Origin of the sequence: Streptosporangium fragile (assembly GCF_039534445.1) — a bacterium.
Classification (GTDB): Bacteria; Actinomycetota; Actinomycetes; order Streptosporangiales; family Streptosporangiaceae; genus Streptosporangium; species Streptosporangium fragile.
In genome coordinates this window covers 21,954-39,081 of sequence record NZ_BAAAVI010000011.1, presented here as the reverse complement: position 1 = coordinate 39,081, position 17,128 = coordinate 21,954, and the positions used below count along the sequence as shown (strand labels likewise).

The following is a 17,128-nucleotide window of genomic DNA, read 5'->3' as shown; positions in this document are numbered from 1 at the left end:
GGCGCGGACGGACGGGCGGGCTACGCCGGCGGCCGGGTCATCGACAGCACGTCGAGCAGCGTGTCGAGGCGCTCCTCGGTGAACGTGCCGTTGGCGACATGGCCGCGCTCGATGACGACCTCCCTGATCGTCTTGCGCTCCGCCAGGGCCTGCTTGGCGATCCTGGCCGCCTCCTCGTACCCGACGTACGGGTTGAGCGGCGTCACGATCGACGGCGACGACTCGGCGTACTCGCGCAGGCGGTCGACGTTGGCGGTGATGCCGTGCACGCAGCGGTCGGCCAGCAGCCGGGAGACGCCGGCGAGCAGCCGCACCGACTCCAGGACGTTGCGCGCGATGACCGGGAGCATCACGTTCAGCTCGAAGCTGCCCGCGGCGCCGGCGAAGGCGATCGCCGCGTCGTTCCCGATGACCTGGGCGGCCACCATGGTCACCGCCTCGGGGACGACGGGGTTCACCTTGCCGGGCATGATCGAGGAGCCGGGCTGCAGGTCGGGCAGGTTGATCTCGCCCAGCCCGGTGCGCGGGCCCGACCCCATCCAGCGCAGGTCGTTGGCGATCTTGTTGAGCGAGACCGCGACCGTGCGGAGCTGGCCGGACAGTTCCACGATCGCGTCCCGGGCGCCCTGCGCCTCGAAGTGGTCGGGGGCCTCCGAGAACGGCAGCCCGGTGGCCTCGCGCAGCTTCTCGATGACCTTGGTGGCGAAGCCGGGCGGGGTGTTGACTCCGGTGCCGACCGCGGTGCCGCCCAGCGGGAGCTGCGCCATGTGGGGGAGCGCGCTGCGCACCCGGGCGATGGCGTTGTCGACCTGCGTGGCGTAGCCGCCGAACTCCTGGCCCAGCGTGACCGGGGTGGCGTCCATCAGGTGCGTACGGCCGGCCTTGACGACCTGCTCGAACTCCGCGGACTTGGCCCGCAGCCCGGTGGCCAGGTGGCGCAGCGAGGGGATCAGGTGGTAGGTCACCTCGATCATGGCCGCCACGTGGATGGACGTGGGGAAGACGTCGTTGGACGACTGCGAGGCGTTGACGTGGTCGTTGGGGTGGACGGGGCGGCCCAGCCGTTCCTCGGCGAGGGTGGCGATCACCTCGTTGGCGTTCATGTTGGACGAGGTGCCGGAGCCGGTCTGGAAGACGTCGACGGGGAACTCGCCGTCCCACTCGTTCTCCGCGACGTCGGTCGCGGCCTCGGCGATCGCCTGCGCCAGCTCCTTGTCGAGCACCCCGAGCTCGGCGTTGACCTCGGCGGCGAGCGCTTTGATCAGGCCGAGCGCGGCGATGTGCGCGCTCTCCAGGCCGCGTCCGGACACGGGGAAGTTCTCCACCGCCCGCTGGGTCTGCGCCCGCCACTTCGCGCCCGCCGGAACCCGTACCTCGCCCATCGAGTCATGCTCGATCCGATACTCGCTCATGGTTACCAGTCTGCGTCCTGCCGGACGGATCAAACCGGACACCCTGCCCGCGCCTCGGCCGGACCGGTCACCTCGCCCCGCTCCGGGGCGGCCGGAGCCGCCCCGGTCGCGTCAGGCGAAGGCCGCCACCACCAGGATCATGATCACTACGAGGGCGATGGCCGCGACGCCCATGAGGGCCAGGATGCCGATCCTGCTCTTCGAGGACGAGGACTGCTGCTGCCCCGGGCTGCCCGGGGCCGTGGGGCCGCTCTGGCCGGAGATCGCGAACAGGTCGGTCCCCAGGCCGGGGGGCCGGCCGTAGCCCCCGTTGGCGGCTTCGGGGCCCGGCTGCGACCAGGGCTCCGGCGAGGGTGGGCCGCCCGCCGGGTCGAGACCGGGCATCATGGCGGTGTCCGCCGCCGGCTCGCCGGGGAAGGGCCCGTACGGCGGTCCCGCGGGGCCCGGACGGCCGGCGACCGGCGTCCCGAGCCCGTTCGCGGCCGAGGGGAAGCCGTGCGGCGGCGTGTCGGACGGCCCGATCCCCGGCCCGCCCGCCGGAGGAGCGTCGGGCGATCCGGGCCGCCGCGCGACCGGGGTGCCGAGCCCCGGAGGGCCCTGCCGTCCCGCGACCGGTGTCCCGAGCTCGTGCGCGGCCGGGGCGCCCGGCCCGGCCACCGGAGGACCGTCCGGTGACGAGGCGGGGAAGGACGGGGCGGTGGACGAGGCCGCCGAGGAATCCGCGGCGGGCGCCGGACCGGCGGGAATGCGCAGGCCGCCCTTGGGGCGGATGACGACCACGGTGCGGTTGGCGTCGAAGTCGTCGCCGTCACCGTCGTCGGCGCTCTCCGCCGGGCCCCCCTCGCCTGCGGCGGCCGGAGCCGCGGGGGCCGCCGGAGCCTGGGCGGACGGTGCCGGGGGCGGGGTCACGGTGGACGCCGGGGCGGGCGCGGGCGGGGGCTCCGCCGGCAGCGAGTCCGCCAGGTGCGAGGGGGTCTCGGCGACGGCGCGGAGCATCACGCTCGCCTGGGCGGCGGTCAGCCGTAGCCGGTAGTCCTTCTCCAGCAGTTGCTCCAGCACCGGGCGGAGCGGCCCCGCCTGGGTCGGCGGGTCGACCTGCTCGCTCATCAGCGCGGCCAGCGTCTCCGCCACCGACGCCCGCTCGTAGGCGGGGCGGCCCTCCACCGCGAAGTACAGCGTCGCGCCGAGCGACCAGAGGTCGGACTCGGGCCCGTTGTGCTCGCCGCGGGCCCGCTCGGGCGCGGTGTATCCGGGGGAGCCGATCACCATGCCGGTCTTGGTGAGGCTCGTGTCGCCCTCGGCCTTGGCGATGCCGAAATCGGTGAGGACCACCCGGCCGCTCTCGGTGATCAGCACGTTGCCGGGCTTGACGTCGCGGTGGAGCACCCCCTGGGCATGGGCCGCGCGCAGCGCCCCCAGGAGGTCGACCCCGATCTCGGCGACCAGGCGGGGCGGGAGCGGCCCCTCCTCCTCGATCACCTGCTCCAGGGAGCGGGCCTGCACGAGCTCCATGATGATCCAGGGGCTGCCGTCCTCGACGATCGCGTCGTGGACGGTGGCCACCGACGGGTGGCTGATGCGGGCGGCCGTACGACCCTCACGGATCATACGTTCCCGCAGTTCGGCGCGTTGGCCCTCGGTGAGCCCTGGCTCCTGGCGGATCTCCTTGATCGCGACCTCGCGGCCGAGGGAACGATCATGGGCACGCCAGACCGTGCCCATCGTGCCCCGGCCGAGCGGTGCGATCAGCTCGTAACGGTCCGCGAGCACGCGCATCTGCTGTTCCGGCATGAGAAGAAGATAGCCATTCCACCTTGAGAAGCGCTTTACCCGCGCTTGCGGAGCTCCCTCGGCCACAGGAGGCGGGGGAGTATCAACCTTATGAAGGGTGTCATAAAACGGACAAGCGGGCGATAGGACTGCGAGGCTTGCGTCGGCTTCCGGTGAACGCCCTCACCGGGACGTCGCTGCACGCGGGGCGCGGCTTCGTGTCCCTGTCCCTGTCCCTGTCCCTGTCCCTGTCCCTGTGCCTGCGTCGGCCTCGGCGGGGGAGGGGACGTGCCGGGGGGCGAGGGACGCGGCGACGGTGACGGAGCGGAGCCGATCCGGTGCACTCCGCGGTGCTGCGGGCGACGGCCGAAGGGAGGCACGGCGATGTTCCCCGTGCCCCTGTCCGCCCTGCCCTCGGCCCTGCGCGCGGCCTCGGCGTCGAGCCCGTCCTGGGACCGGTGTTGCCAGGTTCCGGTGGGCGGGCCCTGGATCCGGTGTGGCGAGGTCTCGTCGAGCCGGTCCTGGGACCGGTGTTGCCAGGTTCCGGTGGGCGGGCCCTGGATCCGGTGTGGCGAGGTCTCGTCGAGCCGGTCCTGGGACCGGTGTTGCCAGGTTCCGGTCGGCGGACCCTGGGGCCCGGCAGGCGGGTTCTCGCGTGGCCCGGTCCCGCCGGTACGGGACGGGCTCGCGCGGAACCAGCTGTCGGGCCCGCCCGACGAGCTCGCGCCGAACCAGCTGTCGGGCCCGCCCGACGAACCGGCGCCGGATCCACTCGGTGACCTGCGCCGCGGCTCGGTGCCGAACCCGCTCCCGGACCCGCTCCCGGACCCGCCGGAGGGCCGGCCCGAGGTGCCGCCGGACCCGCCCTGGGGCCCGCGCGCCGGGGCGGGCGCCGATCCTCCCGCACTTCCGCGCGACTGGGTGCCGGGCCGGCTCCGGGTCTTGCGCAGCATTCTGCTGAACCTGCCCTCGCCCTTGTGCGGCAGGCCGTCCTGGGGCCCGCCGTCGCCTCCGGGCCGGGCCTCCGGCGCGGCCACGGGCTTGGTGAAGGCCTCGTCGGCCGTGCCGCCGGCCGCCACCCGGGCGAGCATCAGCGAGGCCCGTACCGCGTCCAGCCGCGCGTTCGGGTCGATCGTGAGCAGGCCCTGCAACACCGGGGTCAGCGGTCCGGCCCGTTCCATCGGGATCGGCTCACCGCTGGTGAGGGCGGCCAGCGCGGCGGCGGCCGTACGGCGCCCGTGCAGGCCGCGACCCTCGACGGCGGTGTAGAGGGTCGCGCCGAGCGACCACAGGTCGGCGGCCGGGTTGGCCTTGGCGCCCAGGACGCGCTCCGGGGCGATGTATCCGGCCGAGCCCAGCACGATGCCCGCCTGCGTGATCGACACGTCGCCCTCCAGGGCGGCCAGGCCGAAGTCGGTGAGCACCGCGCGGTCGTCGGTCACGAGCACGTTGCTGGGCTTCACGTCGCGGTGGAGGATCCCCTTGGCGTGCACGGCGCGCAGCGCGCCGAGGACCTGCCGCCCGATCTCCGCCACCTGGCGTGGCGGCAGCGGGCCGTAGCCCTGCAGGAGTTGCTCCAGTGACTTGGCGCGGAGCAACTCCATCACGATCCAGGGACGCTCGTCCTCGGTGACGACGTCGAAGACGGTGATGACCGAGGGATGGGCCACCATGGCGGTGGCCCGGCCCTCGCGTTCGGTCCTGGCACACAGCTCGGCACGGAGATCCTCGTCGAGGACCAGTGGGAGGCGGACCTCCTTGACTGCCACCTCACGGTTGAGCAACTCATCGTGTGCTCGCCATACGGTGCCCATGCCGCCGCGCCCAACCGGCTCCGACAGCCGGTAGCGCGCTGCAAGGAGGTATCCGGGCGGCGCACGCATGCTGTGCAGCTTACCGATTTGCGTAATGAGACCAGTAGAGACCGGGCCGAATCTTCTTGCGATCTTCTGTCAGATTTTCATGCTTGTAACAGTTGGGAAGCGCTCCGTGACGGTCTCCCGTCGGCCGGGCCTCCGCCGGGACCGCCGACCGCCCCGGCGGTCGGCGTCGGGGCGGCTCCGGCGGTCAGCGCCGGCCGATGGTCAGGACGGGACCGGTGGTGTCGGCGAAGAAGTCCTCACCCTTGTCGTCGACCACGATGAAGGCCGGGAAGTCCTCGACCTCGATCTTCCAGACCGCCTCCATGCCCAGTTCCGGGTACTCCAGGACCTCCACCTTCCTGATGCAGTCCTGGGCGAGGCGGGCGGCGGGGCCGCCGATGGAGCCGAGGTAGAAGCCGCCGTACGTCTTGCAGGCGTCCGTGACCTGCTTGGAGCGGTTTCCCTTGGCCAGCATGATCATGGATCCGCCGGCGGCCTGGAAGCGCTCGACGTAGGAGTCCATGCGGCCCGCGGTGGTCGGGCCGAAGGAGCCGGAGGCGTAGCCCTCGGGGGTCTTGGCCGGACCGGCGTAGTAGACCGCGTGGTCCTTGAGGTACTGCGGCATCTCGCCGCCGGCGTCGAGGAGTTCGGCGATCTTCGCGTGGGCGATGTCGCGGGCGACCACGAGCGGGCCCGTCAGCGACAGGCGGGTCTTGACGGGGTACTTGGTCAGCTCGGCCAGGATCTCCGGCATCGGGCGGTTGAGGTCGATCTTGACCACGTCGTCCGACAGGTGCTCGTCGGTGGTCTCCGGGAGGAACCTCGCGGGGTCGGTCTCCAGCTGCTCCAGGAAGACGCCCTCGGGGGTGATCTTGGCCAGCGCCTGCCGGTCGGCGCTGCAGGAGACCGCGATGGCGACGGGGCAGGAGGCGCCGTGCCGGGGGAGGCGGATGACGCGGACGTCGTGGCAGAAGTACTTGCCGCCGAACTGGGCGCCGATGCCGAGCTTCTGAGTGAGCTCGAAGACCTTGGCCTCCATCTCGACGTCGCGGAAGCCGTGACCGGTGGGGGAGCCCTCGGTGGGGATGGCGTCCAGGTAGCGGGCGCTGGCGTACTTCGCCGTCTTCAGCGCGAACTCGGCGGACGTGCCGCCGACGACGATCGCCAGGTGGTACGGCGGGCAGGCCGCGGTGCCGAGCGAGCGGATCTTCTCCTCCAGGAACTGGAGCATCCGCCTCTCGTTCAGCACGGCCTTGGTCTCCTGGTACAGGAACGACTTGTTGGCGCTGCCGCCGCCCTTGGCCATGAACAGCAGCTTGTACTCGTCGGCGTGGCCGCCCGGGTCCTCGGCGTAGAGCTCGATCTGCGCGGGCAGGTTGGAGCCGGTGTTCTTCTCCTCCCACATGGTGAGCGGGGCCATCTGGGAGTAGCGCAGGTTCAGCTTGGTGTAGGCGTCGTAGACACCGCGGGAGATGTGCTCGGCGTCGGCGCCGTCGGTGAGCACGTGCCGCCCGCGCTTGCCCATGACGATGGCCGTACCGGTGTCCTGGCACATCGGGAGCACGCCACCGGCCGAGATCGAGGCGTTCTTCAGCAGGTCGAGGGCGACGAAGCGGTCGTTCCCGCTCGCCTCGGGGTCATCGATGATCTTCCGCAGCTGGGCGAGGTGGGACGAGCGCAGGTAGTGGGAGATGTCATGGATCGCCGTCTCGGTCAGCAGCCGCAGCGCCTCGGGCTCGACCTCCAGGAACCTGCGCCCCGCCGCCTCGACGACGCGCACCCCCTCGGTGGTGATGAGACGGTACTCCGTCTCATCCGGTCCCATGGGAAGCAGGTCGGTGTAGTCGAACTCGGGCATCGTCGTCGATCCTCCGTGGGAGCCTTCTCCAGTCCTCCTAGAGGGTACGGCCTCCCGTCGCGCCTCCCGGCGGGGGTCTCCAGGAGGACGGCGGGGCTTCCCGGGGGCCTGTCCCCGGGGTTTCCCCCGGGCCTCCGGGCGGCATGGAAGGGCAAATCAGCTTGACCCAAGCATTGGACCACCATGGCGTCCGCCGTCACGGGGAGTCCGAAGATGACAGGTAGGAGCAGATGAAATGTCGGGCGGAGCCATCCGGCGAAAGCACGGTGGCGACCATCCGGAGGCGATCATGGAGACTTCACATGTCGTGATGCTCGCGATAATCGGGGTGATCATCATCACCGGACTGGCGGTGTCACTGATAACGCTCGTCCTCACCGGGATCCACGGCCAGACGCCGCAGTGGCCCGCCGCGCTCAATGTGATCACCGGCGGGGCGCCGGAGCTGCCTCCCCTGGTGCCGGAGCAGATGCCGTCGCCCGCACTCGACGCGATCACGGACCAGGCGGCGCAGCCCGCCGCGTCCACCGCGATCACGGACCAGGCGGCGCAGCCGCCCGCGGAGACCCCGCGCTGAGGCCGATGACGATGCCGGTGACCACCAGGGCGGCTCCCAGCAGATCGGGCGCGGTCGGCGTACCGAGCCCGAGGACCGCCCCGGTGGCGACGGCGCCGACCGGGATCAGCCCCGCGAACAGCCCCGCGACTCCCGGGCCGAGCCTGGGCAGGGCGTCGTACCAGAGGAAGAAGGCCACGCAGGTGACGACCACCGCCTGGTACCCCAGCCCCAGCGCCTCGGCGGCGGTCGGCGGCCGGAGCATCGCGGCACCGTCCGCGAGCAGGCCGCCGACCGCCAGCAGCGGCACGGCCAGTGCCGCCGAGTACGCCGAGACGCGGACCGCGCCCAGCTTCGGCAGCAGCGGGATGGCCAGCAGGGAGAAGCAGACCTCGCAGGCCAGCGCGCCCAGCGACCAGAGCAGGGCGGCCGGGCCGCCGCTGCCGAGCCCGGTGGCGACCGTGGCCCCGGCGACCACCACCGCGGCCGCCCCGGCGATTCGCGGGGACGGGCGGCCGCCGAGCAGGGCCAGCGCCAGTGGGACGGTCCCGAGGACGGTCCCCACCAAGGCCGGGCCGCCGTGCCGGGTGGCCTCGATGACGCAGACGTTGAACAACACCAGTCCGGTCAGGGACAGCGCCACGAGCAGCGCCGTCTCCCGGAGGGTGAGCGGCACCGGTCGCAGCCCCCCGGCCTGGGCGAGGGCGATCAGGATCACGGCGGCCAGAAAGTAGCGCAGGGCCTGGCCACCGTAGACCGGATAGTCCTGGATCACCCCCGACACTCCCGCCAGAGTGCCCACCAGGAACATCGCCCCCGCAGCCTCGCCCAGGCCGCGAACATCCCATCGGCAAGAGGAGGTGATACTGACATCTACCCTCATATGGGGGATGCTAGGAAGCCAATGGCTCCCTTGCCGGGTCCAATGACCCGACGGAACAGAGGACCAATTGGCCGACCTGCATCTCACCGTCGACCGGGCGGCAGGCGGAATCGCCGCCCAGATCGCCCGCGAACTCCGGGAGGCCGTACGACGAGGTCGCTTGGCCGCCGGGGTCCGGCTCCCCGCCAGCAGGGAGCTGGCCAGGGACCTCGGGCTCTCCCGGGGCGTGGTCGTGGAGGCCTACGAGCAGCTCGTGGCCGAAGGCTTCCTGATCTCGCGGGTCGGCGCGGGCACCGTCGTGGCCCCGGCCGTGAGCCGCCTCCCCTCCCACGTGCCGGGCCCGTCCGAACCGTCCAGCTTCACCGGCCCCGGCGGCTCGCCCCAGCCGTCGGACGGCGCGTCACCACCCCGCGGTGATCCCAGCTCACCGAGTGGCGCGCCGTCCCACCCCCGCCCGGCGTACGGCGCCGGCGCTCCCGAGGCCCGCGAGCCGTACTACGGGCGCCGGGCCACCTCACCCGACCTGGGCTCCTTCCCCCGGGAGCGGTGGCTGGCCTCGCTGCGGCGCACGCTCGCCACGTTGCCCGCCGACGCGCTGGACTACGGCGACCCGGGGGGCGTACCGGACCTGCGGCGGGAACTGGCCGCCTACCTCGGGAGAGTCCGCGCGGCCGACGTCGACCCGGGCAACCTGGTGATCGTGGGCGGGGTGGCCCAGGGGCTGAGCCTCACCGTCCAGGCGCTGGCCGGACGTTTCCCGCCGGGCCGGGCCCGCCACGATCTCGACTGGTTCGTGCTGCGCAACGCGCACCCCGCTCCTCGTCCCGGCCGGATCCTGCTGGCGGTCGAGGACCCGACCAGCCTGCGCCAGCTCCCGCTGCTCCGCGCCGCCGGCGGCGACCTGGTCGCGGTCCCGGTGGACGGCGAGGGCGTCGACACGCGGGCCCTCTCCCTGACCGGGGCCCGGGCGGTGCTGCTCACGCCCGCGCATCAGTACCCGACCGGGGTCGTGCTCTCACCCGCCCGCCGCGCCGAACTGATCGCGTGGGCCGCCGAGACCGGTGCGACGATCCTGGAGGACGACTACGACGCCGAGTTCCGCTTCGACCGCGATCCGGTGGGCTGCCTGCAGGGGCTCGCCCCGGACCGGGTGGTCCTGGTCGGGAGCGTCAGCAAGGCTCTGGCGCCCGGACTCCGCCTGGGCTGGGTGGCCGCCCCGCCCGAGGTCGCCGAGGCGGTGCGGGTGGCCCGCGGGGAGCTGGATCTGGGATCACCGGTGCTGGACCAGTACGTCCTGGCGGACTTCATCAGGACCGGCGGCTACGACCGGCATCTGAGGAAGATGCGCCGGGAGTACCGCGCCCGCAGGGACGCCCTGGTTCGGGCCCTGGGCGAGCACCTCCCCGAGGTCGCCGTGCACGGCGTCTCGGCCGGGCTTCACCTGTTCGCCGAACTGCCGGGCGGCTGGGAGGAGCGCCGCGCCGTCGACGCGGCCCGGGCCTGCGGCCTGGCGGCCGAGCCGGTGAGCGCCACACGGCACGCCCCGGGCCCGCCCGCCCTGGTCATCGGCTTCGCCCGCCTTCCCGTGCACCGCGCCGACGAGGTGATCCGCTCCTTCGCGAGGGCCCCGGCCCGCCGACCGCCGCCCGGTCCGCCCGCCGGGCACCGCGGTTCCGTCGGCACGGCCCCGGCCCGCCGACCGTCACCCGGCCCGGCCCGCCGACCGTCACCCGGCCCGGCCCGCCGACCGCCGCCCGGTCCGCCCGGTCCGGCGCCGGTCGGCGGGGCCGTGTCCGGCGCTCGCCTGCGGGTACGGTCCCACGCGTGGTGTCATACGGGTTGATAGATCATCAGAATGTCCTGACAAATTCTTGACGCCGCAGACGTGTTCGCCTAGAACTGGAGATCGACCGCTTTCTCCCTCGGAGGCGATATGCGTGTTGGTTTGATGGGCCTGGGGCGGATTGGGGCGTTCCACGCCGCGACCCTGGCCGCGCATCCCCGGGTCGGCGAGCTGGTGGTGAGCGACGCGGACGAAGAGCGCGCGGCGCAGGTGGCCGCGCGGTTCGGAGCCCAGGTGGGAGACGCGTTCGACGCCGACGCGGTGGTCATCGCCACCCCCACCGCGACCCACGCCGGGCTGGTCATGCGCGCCTGCGCCAAGGGGGTGCCGGTGCTCTGCGAGAAGCCGGTGGCGCCGAGCGTGACGGAGACCCTGCAGGTGCTGGAGGCGGTCAGGCAGAGCGGCACGGTCGTGCACATCGGCTTCCAGCGGCGCTTCGACGCGGGCTACACGGCCGCGCGCGAGGCGCTGCACGGTGGCGAGCTGGGCGCGCTGCACCGGGTGCACATGGTCACCGCCGACCCGGGCCCGCCCGCCCCCGGCTACGTCCCGCTGTCGGGCGGCATCTTCCGCGACTGCCACATCCATGACTTCGACATCCTGCGCTGGGTCACCGGCCGCGAGGTGGAGAGCGTCTACGCGACCGGCGCCAACCGCGGCGCGGCCTTCTTCGCCGAGGCCGGCGACGTGGACAACAGCGCCGCGCTGCTCACCCTGGACGACGACACGCTCGTCACCCTGCAGGGCTCGCGCTACAACGGCGGGGGGTACGACGTCAGGATGGAGCTGGCGGGCACCCTGCGGACCCAGGTCGTCGGCCTCGACCCGCGCGCTCCGCTGACCGGCGCGGAAGGACTGCAACCGCCGGGCGAGCCCTGGCCGGACTTCGCCACGAGGTTCGAGGCGGCCTACATCGCCGAACTCGGCGCGTTCCTGGCGGCGGCGCGGGGCGAGCGCGAGAGCCCGTGCACCGTCGAGGACGCCCTGGCCGCGCTCTACGTCGCCGAGGCGGCGGAGCTGTCCCGGCGTGCGGGGCGGCCGGTGCGCCTGGAGGAGGTGTCCGGGTGAGGGTCGCCGGAGCGCCGATCTCCTGGGGGGTGTGCGAGGTGCCGGGGTGGGGGTACCAGTTCCCCCCGCACCGGGTCCTGGCCGAGATGCGCGGGCTGGGCCTGACGGCCACCGAGCTGGGCCCGGACGGGTTCCTGCCACCGGAGCCCGAGCGCCGTCGGGCACTGCTGGCCGGCTACGGGCTGCGGGCGGTCGGCGGGTTCGTCCCGGTCGTCCTGCACGACCCCGCCCGCGACCCGTCGCCGCGGATCCGGGCCGCGCTGGCCGCCTCCGACGAGGACACCGCGGTGGTCGTGGCCGCCGCGACCGGCGTGGACGGCTACGACGGCAGGCCGTCGCTGGACGCGGACGGCTGGCGGACCCTGCTGGGCAACCTGGACCGGATCGGGCGCCAGGCCGAGGAGGCGGGCCGCCTGCTCGTGGTGCACCCGCATGTCGGGACCATGGTCGAGACCGGCGAGGAGGTCGACCGGGTGCTGGCCGGCAGCACCGTGCCGCTGTGCCTGGACACCGGTCACCTGCTCATCGGCGGCACCGATCCGGGCGCGTTGGCCGCGCGCGCGGCCGGCCGGATCGCGCACGTGCACCTCAAGGACGTCGACGCCGCCCTGGCGGGCCGGGTGCGCGCCGGAGCCCTGAGCTACACCCGGGCCGTGGCCCGGGGCCTGTACCGCCCGCTGGGCCACGGCGACGTGGACGTGGCCGGCATCGTCGCGACCCTGACGGCGGCCGGCTACGACGGCTGGTACGTGCTGGAGCAGGACGTCATCGTGACCGGCGAGCACGCCGATCCCGGGCGGGACGTCCGCACCGGCCTGGCCTACCTCCGGGCCCTGCCCACTGTCTCCGCCGGGCTGAGCGGGCCCGCCGGACCGGGAGCACCGGCCGGACCGGGAGCACCGGCCGGACCGGGAGCACCGGCCGGACCGGACGGCTCCGCCGGGCCGGGCGGGCCCGCCGGACCCGGCCGGGAGACGGGCGAGGGGACGGGCGAGGGGACGGCATGATCGAGGTGCTGACGATGGGGCGGGTCGGGGTGGACGTCTACCCGCTGCAGGTGGGGGTCTCGCTGCGGCGGGTGGAGACCTTCGGCAAGTATCTGGGCGGCAGCCCGACCAACGTGGCGGTGGCCGCGGCCCGGCTGGGCCGGGCCAGCGCGGTGATCACCCGGGTCGGGGACGATCCGTTCGGCCTGTTCATCCTCGACGCGTTGCGCGGTTACGGGGTCGACGACCGGTATGTCAGTGCGGTGGCGCACCTGCCCACCCCGGTGACGTTCTGCGAGATCCGGCCGCCGGAGGATTTCCCGCTGTTCTTCTACCGGTCTCCCACGGCGCCGGATCTGCAGATCCGGGCCGAGGAACTGGATCTGGCGGCCGTCGCCGGGGCCGGGGTGTTCTGGGCGACGGTGACGGGACTGTCGCAGGAGCCGTCCCGGGCAGCGCATTTCGCGGCCTGGCGGGCCCGGGGCCGGGCGCCGTTGACCGTGCTGGATCTGGACTACCGGCCGATGTTCTGGGCGGGTGAGCAGCAGGCGGCAGAGCAGGTGCGGGCGGCGCTGGGGCAGGTCACGGTGGCGGTGGGCAACGTGCAGGAGGCGGCGGTGGCCACCGGGCGCGCCGAGCCGCACGCGGCCGGGGAGGCCTTGCTGGCGGCCGGGGTGGAGCTGGCGGTGATCAAGCAGGGCAGCGGCGGAGTGCTGGGGATGACCGCGCGCGAGACGGTGGAGGTGGCGCCGGTGCCGGTGCGGGTGGTCAACGGGCTGGGCGCGGGTGACGCCTTCGGCGGGGCGCTGTGTCACGGTCTGCTGGCCGGGCTGCCGCTCGAGCGGACGCTGCGGCTGGCCAACGCGGCCGGCGCGATCGTCGCCGGTCGCCTGGCCTGCGCCCCGGCCATGCCCGTACTCGCCGAGATCGAAGCCGTCCTCGACGGGCGCCCCGTCGACGAGCTCTCCCCTGGCGGTTCTCCGGCGGACGGCTCCGCACCCGGCGAACCACCGCGCGACGTGCTCTCGCCCGCCGGGCGCGCGGCGGAGCCGGACACCGGGGGCGCGCGGTGAGCGGGGCGGACGGCGACGTCCGGGCGGGCGGCGCCGTACGTCCGGGCGGTGGCGCGCGGGCGGGTGGTGCCGTGCGACCTGGCGGTGCCGTGCGACCGGATGGCGGCGTGCGACCGGATGGTGGCGTGCGGGCGGCCGGGGTCATGCGGGAGGAGGACCACCGGATGCTGCTGGAGACGCGGGCGCGCTTCCCCGAGCGGATCGCGGAGGCCGCGGCGGCGCGGCGGCGCAGAGGGCTGCTGGAGAGACGTGACCGGATCCTCGTCATCGCCGCCGACCACGCGGCCAGGGGTGCCGTCGGCGTCGGCGGTCGCCCCTTCGCCATGGGCGACCGGGTCGAACTGCTGGACCGGCTCATGATCGCCCTGGCCAGGCCCGGTGTGGACGGGCTGCTCGCCACCCCCGACGTCGTCGAGGACCTCATGCTGCTCGGCGCACTGGACGACAAGATCGTCATCGGCTCGATGAACCGGGGCGGCCTGCAGGGCTCCACCTTCGAGTTCGACGACCGGTTCACCGCCTACGACACGTCCTCGATCGTCCGGGGACGCCTGGACGGCGGCAAGATGCTCTGCCGGATCGGCCTGGACGACCCCGCCACCGCCCGCACCCTGGAGTCGTGCGCCCAGGCGATCACCGAGCTGGCCGGGCACGGCCTGGTCGCGATGGTCGAACCGTTCTGGTCCCGCCGGGTGAGCGGCGCGGTCGCCCACGACCTGTCACCCGAGGGCGTCATCCGGTCCGTGCACGTCGCCCAGGGGCTCGGCGCCACCTCCGCGCACACGTGGCTGAAGATCCCCGTGGTCGAGGACATGGAACGGGTGATGCGCGCCACCACGCTTCCCACACTGCTCCTCGGCGGTGATCCCGGCGACACGCCGGAGCAGGCTTACGCCGCCTGGCGCAAGGCTCTGCGACTTCCCGGGGTCCGGGGTCTTGTGGTGGGCCGCGCGTTGTTGTACCCCTCCGATGACGACGTGGCCGCGGCCGTCGACACCGCCGTGGCCATGCTGGAGGTGGCATGACCGAGCGAGCAGGCCGGTACGGCGCCGGTGGGTCGTGCCACGGCGAGCCGCCATGCGAGGAGCAGCCATGACCTTCATCCCGGCAGGAAGCACCGTGCGGGCGCCCTGGGCGCTGTCGATCACTCCCGAGTCGGCCGGATGGACCTACGCCGGGCTCCGCCTGCTCTGCCTGTCCGGTGAGAGCGTCGAGTTCGCCACCGAGGACGAGGAGATGCTCGTCCTGCCGTTGTCGGGCGCGTGCGTGATCGAGTGCGACGGCGTGCGGCTCGTGCTGGACGGCAGGACCTCGGTCTTCCACGCGGTGACCGACTTCGCGTACCTGCCGATCGGCGCGATCGTCCGGATCACCGGCGAGGGCCGCTTCGCGTTCCCCTCGGCCCGCGCGACCCACCGTTTCCCGGTCCGGTACGGTCCGGCGCACGAGGTCCCGGTCGAGGTACGAGGGGCGGGGCAGGCCACGCGGCAGGTCAACAACTTCTGCGCCCCGGACGCCTTCGACTGCGACAAACTCGTCGCGGTGGAGGTGCTCACCCCCGGCGGCAACTGGTCGTCCTACCCACCGCACAAGCACGACACCCTCTCCGAGCACGAGGCCGTGCTGGAGGAGATCTACTACTTCGAGGGCGGCCCCGGCTACCAGCGGGTCTACGGCACCCACGACGTCCTCGCCGAGGTCTGCAGCGGTGACGTGGTCCTGGTCCCGCACGGCTACCACGGCCCGTCGATGGCGGCCCCCGGCTACGACCTGTACTACCTGAACGTGCTGGCCGGGCCCGCCGGGCAACGGTCGATGGCCTGCTGCGACGACCCCCGGCACGCGTGGGTCCGCACCTCCTGGGCGGAGCAGCCGATCGACCCCAGGGTTCCGATGACGAAGGCGTTGTGAATGAGACTCACGGTGGCTCAGGCACTGGTGCGGTTCCTCGCCAACCAGTGGACCGAGCGCGACGGCGAACAGCACCGGCTGGTGGCCGGCTGTCTGGGCATCTTCGGCCACGGCAACGTCGCCGGCATCGGCCAGGCCCTGGCCGAACAGGGCGCCGGCACGAGCGCCGCCCTGCCCTACTACCCGGCCCGCAACGAACAGGCCATGGTGCACATCGCGGTCGGCTACGCACGCACCCGCAACCGGCTGTCCACCCTGGCCTGCACCACCTCGATCGGGCCGGGCGCCACCAACCTGGTCACCGGCGCGGCCCTGGCCACCGTCAACCGCCTGCCGGTGCTGCTGCTGCCCGGCGACATCTTCGCCACCCGCGTCGCCGACCCGGTCCTGCAACAGCTGGAAGACCCCCGCCTGCCCGGGGCGAGCGTCAACGACACGCTGCGCCCGGTCTCCCGGTTCTTCGACCGCGTCGACCGGCCCGAACAACTGCCCGCGGCGCTGCTGGGCGCGATGCGGGTGCTGGCCGACCCGGCCGAGACCGGCGCGGTCACCCTCGCCCTGCCCCAGGACGTGCAGGCGGAGGCGTACGACTGGCCCGAGGCGCTGTTCGCCCGCCGTGTCTGGCACATCCCCCGGCCCCTCCCCGAGCCGGCCGCGCTGGAGCGGGCGCACGCGCTGCTGCGCGGCTCGCACCGGCCGCTCATCGTGGCCGGCGGCGGGGTGAAGTACAGCCAGGCCTGGACCGAGCTGGCCGTTTTCGCCCACGAGCACGGCGTCCCGGTCGCCGAAACCCAGGCGGGCAAGGGCGTCCTGCCACACGACCACCCGTGCGCGGTCGGCGCCGTCGGGCACACCGGCACCGCGGCGGCCAACGCGCTGGCCCGCGAGGCCGACCTGGTCCTGGGGATCGGCACCCGCTACAGCGACTTCACCACCGCCTCCCGCACCCTGTTCGGCCAGGCGGCCTTCCTCACCGTCAACATCGCCGCCTTCGACGCGGCCAAGCACGCGGGCGGGATGCTCGTCGCCGACGCCCGCCAGGCACTGCGGGCGCTGGCCCCGGGCGGCTGGCGGGCCGACCCCGGCTGGACCGCCCGGGCGGCGAGGCTGACCCGCGACTGGCAGCGGCACGTCTCCCGGGTCACCACCGGTGACGCGCTCACCCAGCCGGTCGTGCTCGGCATGCTCAACGACGTCGCCGAAGGCGGCGTGGTGGTCAACGCGGCCGGGTCGATGCCCGGGGACCTGCACAAATTGTGGCGCGCCTCGGACCCCGGGCAGTACCACGTGGAATACGGCTACTCGTGCATGGGCTACGAGATCGCCGGCGGGCTCGGCGTGAAGCTGGCCGCGCCGGAGCGCGAGGTGTTCGTGCTGGTCGGCGACGGCTCCTACCTGATGATGGCCCAGGAGATCGCCACCGCCGTGCAGGAGCGCGTCAAGCTCGTCATCGTCCTGGTCGACAACCACGGCTTCGCCTCCATCGGCAACCTGTCGGAATCGGTCGGTGCCGGGCGTCTGGGCACGGCCTACCGGATGCGTGGCCCCTCGGGTGACCTGGACGGCCCGCCGCTACCGGTGGACCTGGCCGCCAACGCGGCCAGCCTGGGGGCCGAGGTGCTGCGCGCCGCCGACCCTCCGACGCTGCGGGCCGCCCTGCTCAAGGCCCGCGAGGCGTCGGGGACCACCGTCGTGTACGTCGAGACGGTTCCCGGCCCCGGCCCCGACACCACCGCCTGGTGGGACGTGCCGGTCGCCGAGGTCTCGGACCTGCCGGAGGTCCGCGCGGCCCGCGCCGCCTACGAGGAGGCCAAACGGGACCAGCGTCCTTGTCCTTGACCGGTCTCCGCCCGCCCGGGACGGCCTCCGGGCCTCCGTCTCAGGCGGGGAAGGTCTCCGCGCCTCC

13 protein-coding genes are annotated in these 17,128 nt (G+C 73.6%); 8 read left to right on the top strand and 5 right to left on the bottom strand.

Annotated features, from left to right (window positions below; genetic code table 11):
• Positions 1-20 precede the first annotated feature (20 nt).
• The 4 genes from ABD841_RS09695 to ABD841_RS09680 all read right to left on the bottom strand — a co-directional run bounded on the left by ABD841_RS09695 (position 21) and on the right by ABD841_RS09680 (position 6,902).
• The gene (locus ABD841_RS09695) at positions 21-1,412 is read right to left on the bottom strand and encodes a class II fumarate hydratase (protein WP_344969906.1); all 1,392 of its coding nucleotides are present in this window, start codon (positions 1,410-1,412) and stop codon (positions 21-23) included.
• Positions 1,413-1,523: 111 nt separating this feature from the next.
• Positions 1,524-3,203, bottom strand: a complete 1,680-nt coding sequence (locus ABD841_RS09690) for a serine/threonine-protein kinase (protein ID WP_344969904.1) — start codon at positions 3,201-3,203, stop codon at positions 1,524-1,526.
• A 35-nt stretch (positions 3,204-3,238) separates the two neighbouring features.
• The gene (locus tag ABD841_RS09685) at positions 3,239-5,065 is read right to left on the bottom strand and encodes a serine/threonine-protein kinase (RefSeq protein ID WP_344969902.1); all 1,827 of its coding nucleotides are present in this window, start codon (positions 5,063-5,065) and stop codon (positions 3,239-3,241) included.
• Positions 5,066-5,249: 184 nt separating this feature from the next.
• Entirely contained in the window at positions 5,250-6,902 is a 1,653-nt protein-coding gene (locus tag ABD841_RS09680; protein ID WP_344969901.1) for a fumarate hydratase, read from the bottom strand.
• Positions 6,903-7,191: 289 nt separating this feature from the next.
• Here ABD841_RS09680 and ABD841_RS09675 point away from each other — a divergent pair, with 289 nt between their 5' ends.
• Positions 7,192-7,479 (top strand): hypothetical protein, encoded by a 288-nt coding sequence (locus tag ABD841_RS09675; protein ID WP_344969899.1) that lies wholly within the window; start codon positions 7,192-7,194, stop codon positions 7,477-7,479.
• Here the strand turns inward: ABD841_RS09675 and ABD841_RS09670 are convergent.
• On the bottom strand, positions 7,436-8,341 hold the full coding sequence (locus ABD841_RS09670) for a DMT family transporter (protein ID WP_344969898.1): 906 nt from the start codon (positions 8,339-8,341) through the stop codon (positions 7,436-7,438). The genes ABD841_RS09675 and ABD841_RS09670 overlap by 44 nt on opposite strands.
• Positions 8,342-8,408: 67 nt before the next feature.
• Here ABD841_RS09670 and ABD841_RS09665 point away from each other — a divergent pair, with 67 nt between their 5' ends.
• The 7 genes from ABD841_RS09665 (at position 8,409) to iolD (ending at position 17,061) form a co-directional block, all read left to right on the top strand.
• Positions 8,409-10,184: an aminotransferase-like domain-containing protein gene (locus tag ABD841_RS09665; protein ID WP_344969896.1), complete on the top strand. Its 1,776-nt coding sequence runs from the start codon at positions 8,409-8,411 to the stop codon at positions 10,182-10,184.
• Positions 10,185-10,274: 90 nt separating this feature from the next.
• The gene (locus ABD841_RS09660) at positions 10,275-11,252 is read left to right on the top strand and encodes a Gfo/Idh/MocA family protein (RefSeq protein ID WP_344969894.1); all 978 of its coding nucleotides are present in this window, start codon (positions 10,275-10,277) and stop codon (positions 11,250-11,252) included.
• Entirely contained in the window at positions 11,249-12,259 is a 1,011-nt protein-coding gene (locus ABD841_RS09655; protein ID WP_344969893.1) for a TIM barrel protein, read from the top strand. Before ABD841_RS09660 ends, ABD841_RS09655 begins: the two co-directional genes overlap by 4 nt.
• The gene (gene iolC / locus ABD841_RS09650) at positions 12,256-13,311 is read left to right on the top strand and encodes a 5-dehydro-2-deoxygluconokinase (RefSeq protein ID WP_344969891.1); all 1,056 of its coding nucleotides are present in this window, start codon (positions 12,256-12,258) and stop codon (positions 13,309-13,311) included. Before ABD841_RS09655 ends, iolC begins: the two co-directional genes overlap by 4 nt.
• A 143-nt stretch (positions 13,312-13,454) precedes the next feature.
• A complete protein-coding gene (locus tag ABD841_RS09645) occupies positions 13,455-14,336 on the top strand; it encodes a Cgl0159 family (beta/alpha)8-fold protein (protein WP_344970072.1) in 882 nt (293 codons plus the stop codon).
• 67 nt (positions 14,337-14,403) lie between these two features.
• On the top strand, positions 14,404-15,222 hold the full coding sequence (iolB, locus tag ABD841_RS09640; RefSeq protein WP_344969889.1) for a 5-deoxy-glucuronate isomerase: 819 nt from the start codon (positions 14,404-14,406) through the stop codon (positions 15,220-15,222).
• Positions 15,223-17,061, top strand: a complete 1,839-nt coding sequence (gene iolD / locus ABD841_RS09635) for a 3D-(3,5/4)-trihydroxycyclohexane-1,2-dione acylhydrolase (decyclizing) (protein ID WP_344969887.1) — start codon at positions 15,223-15,225, stop codon at positions 17,059-17,061.
• Positions 17,062-17,128: the final 67 nt, after the last annotated feature.

Bases quoted from the DNA above. Each gene is read 5' to 3' on its own strand.
- ABD841_RS09695 (WP_344969906.1), bottom strand. From the start codon at position 1,412: ATGAGCGAGTATCGGATCGAGCATGACTCGATGGGCGAGGTACGGGTT.
- ABD841_RS09690 (WP_344969904.1), bottom strand. From the start codon at position 3,203: ATGCCGGAACAGCAGATGCGCGTGCTCGCGGACCGTTACGAGCTGATC.
- ABD841_RS09685 (WP_344969902.1), bottom strand. From the start codon at position 5,065: ATGCGTGCGCCGCCCGGATACCTCCTTGCAGCGCGCTACCGGCTGTCG.
- ABD841_RS09680 (WP_344969901.1), bottom strand. From the start codon at position 6,902: ATGCCCGAGTTCGACTACACCGACCTGCTTCCCATGGGACCGGATGAG.
- ABD841_RS09675 (WP_344969899.1), top strand. From the start codon at position 7,192: ATGGAGACTTCACATGTCGTGATGCTCGCGATAATCGGGGTGATCATC.
- ABD841_RS09670 (WP_344969898.1), bottom strand. From the start codon at position 8,341: ATGAGGGTAGATGTCAGTATCACCTCCTCTTGCCGATGGGATGTTCGC.
- ABD841_RS09660 (WP_344969894.1), top strand. From the start codon at position 10,275: ATGCGTGTTGGTTTGATGGGCCTGGGGCGGATTGGGGCGTTCCACGCC.
- iolC (WP_344969891.1), top strand. From the start codon at position 12,256: ATGATCGAGGTGCTGACGATGGGGCGGGTCGGGGTGGACGTCTACCCG.
- ABD841_RS09645 (WP_344970072.1), top strand. From the start codon at position 13,455: ATGCGGGAGGAGGACCACCGGATGCTGCTGGAGACGCGGGCGCGCTTC.
- iolB (WP_344969889.1), top strand. From the start codon at position 14,404: ATGACCTTCATCCCGGCAGGAAGCACCGTGCGGGCGCCCTGGGCGCTG.
- iolD (WP_344969887.1), top strand. From the start codon at position 15,223: ATGAGACTCACGGTGGCTCAGGCACTGGTGCGGTTCCTCGCCAACCAG.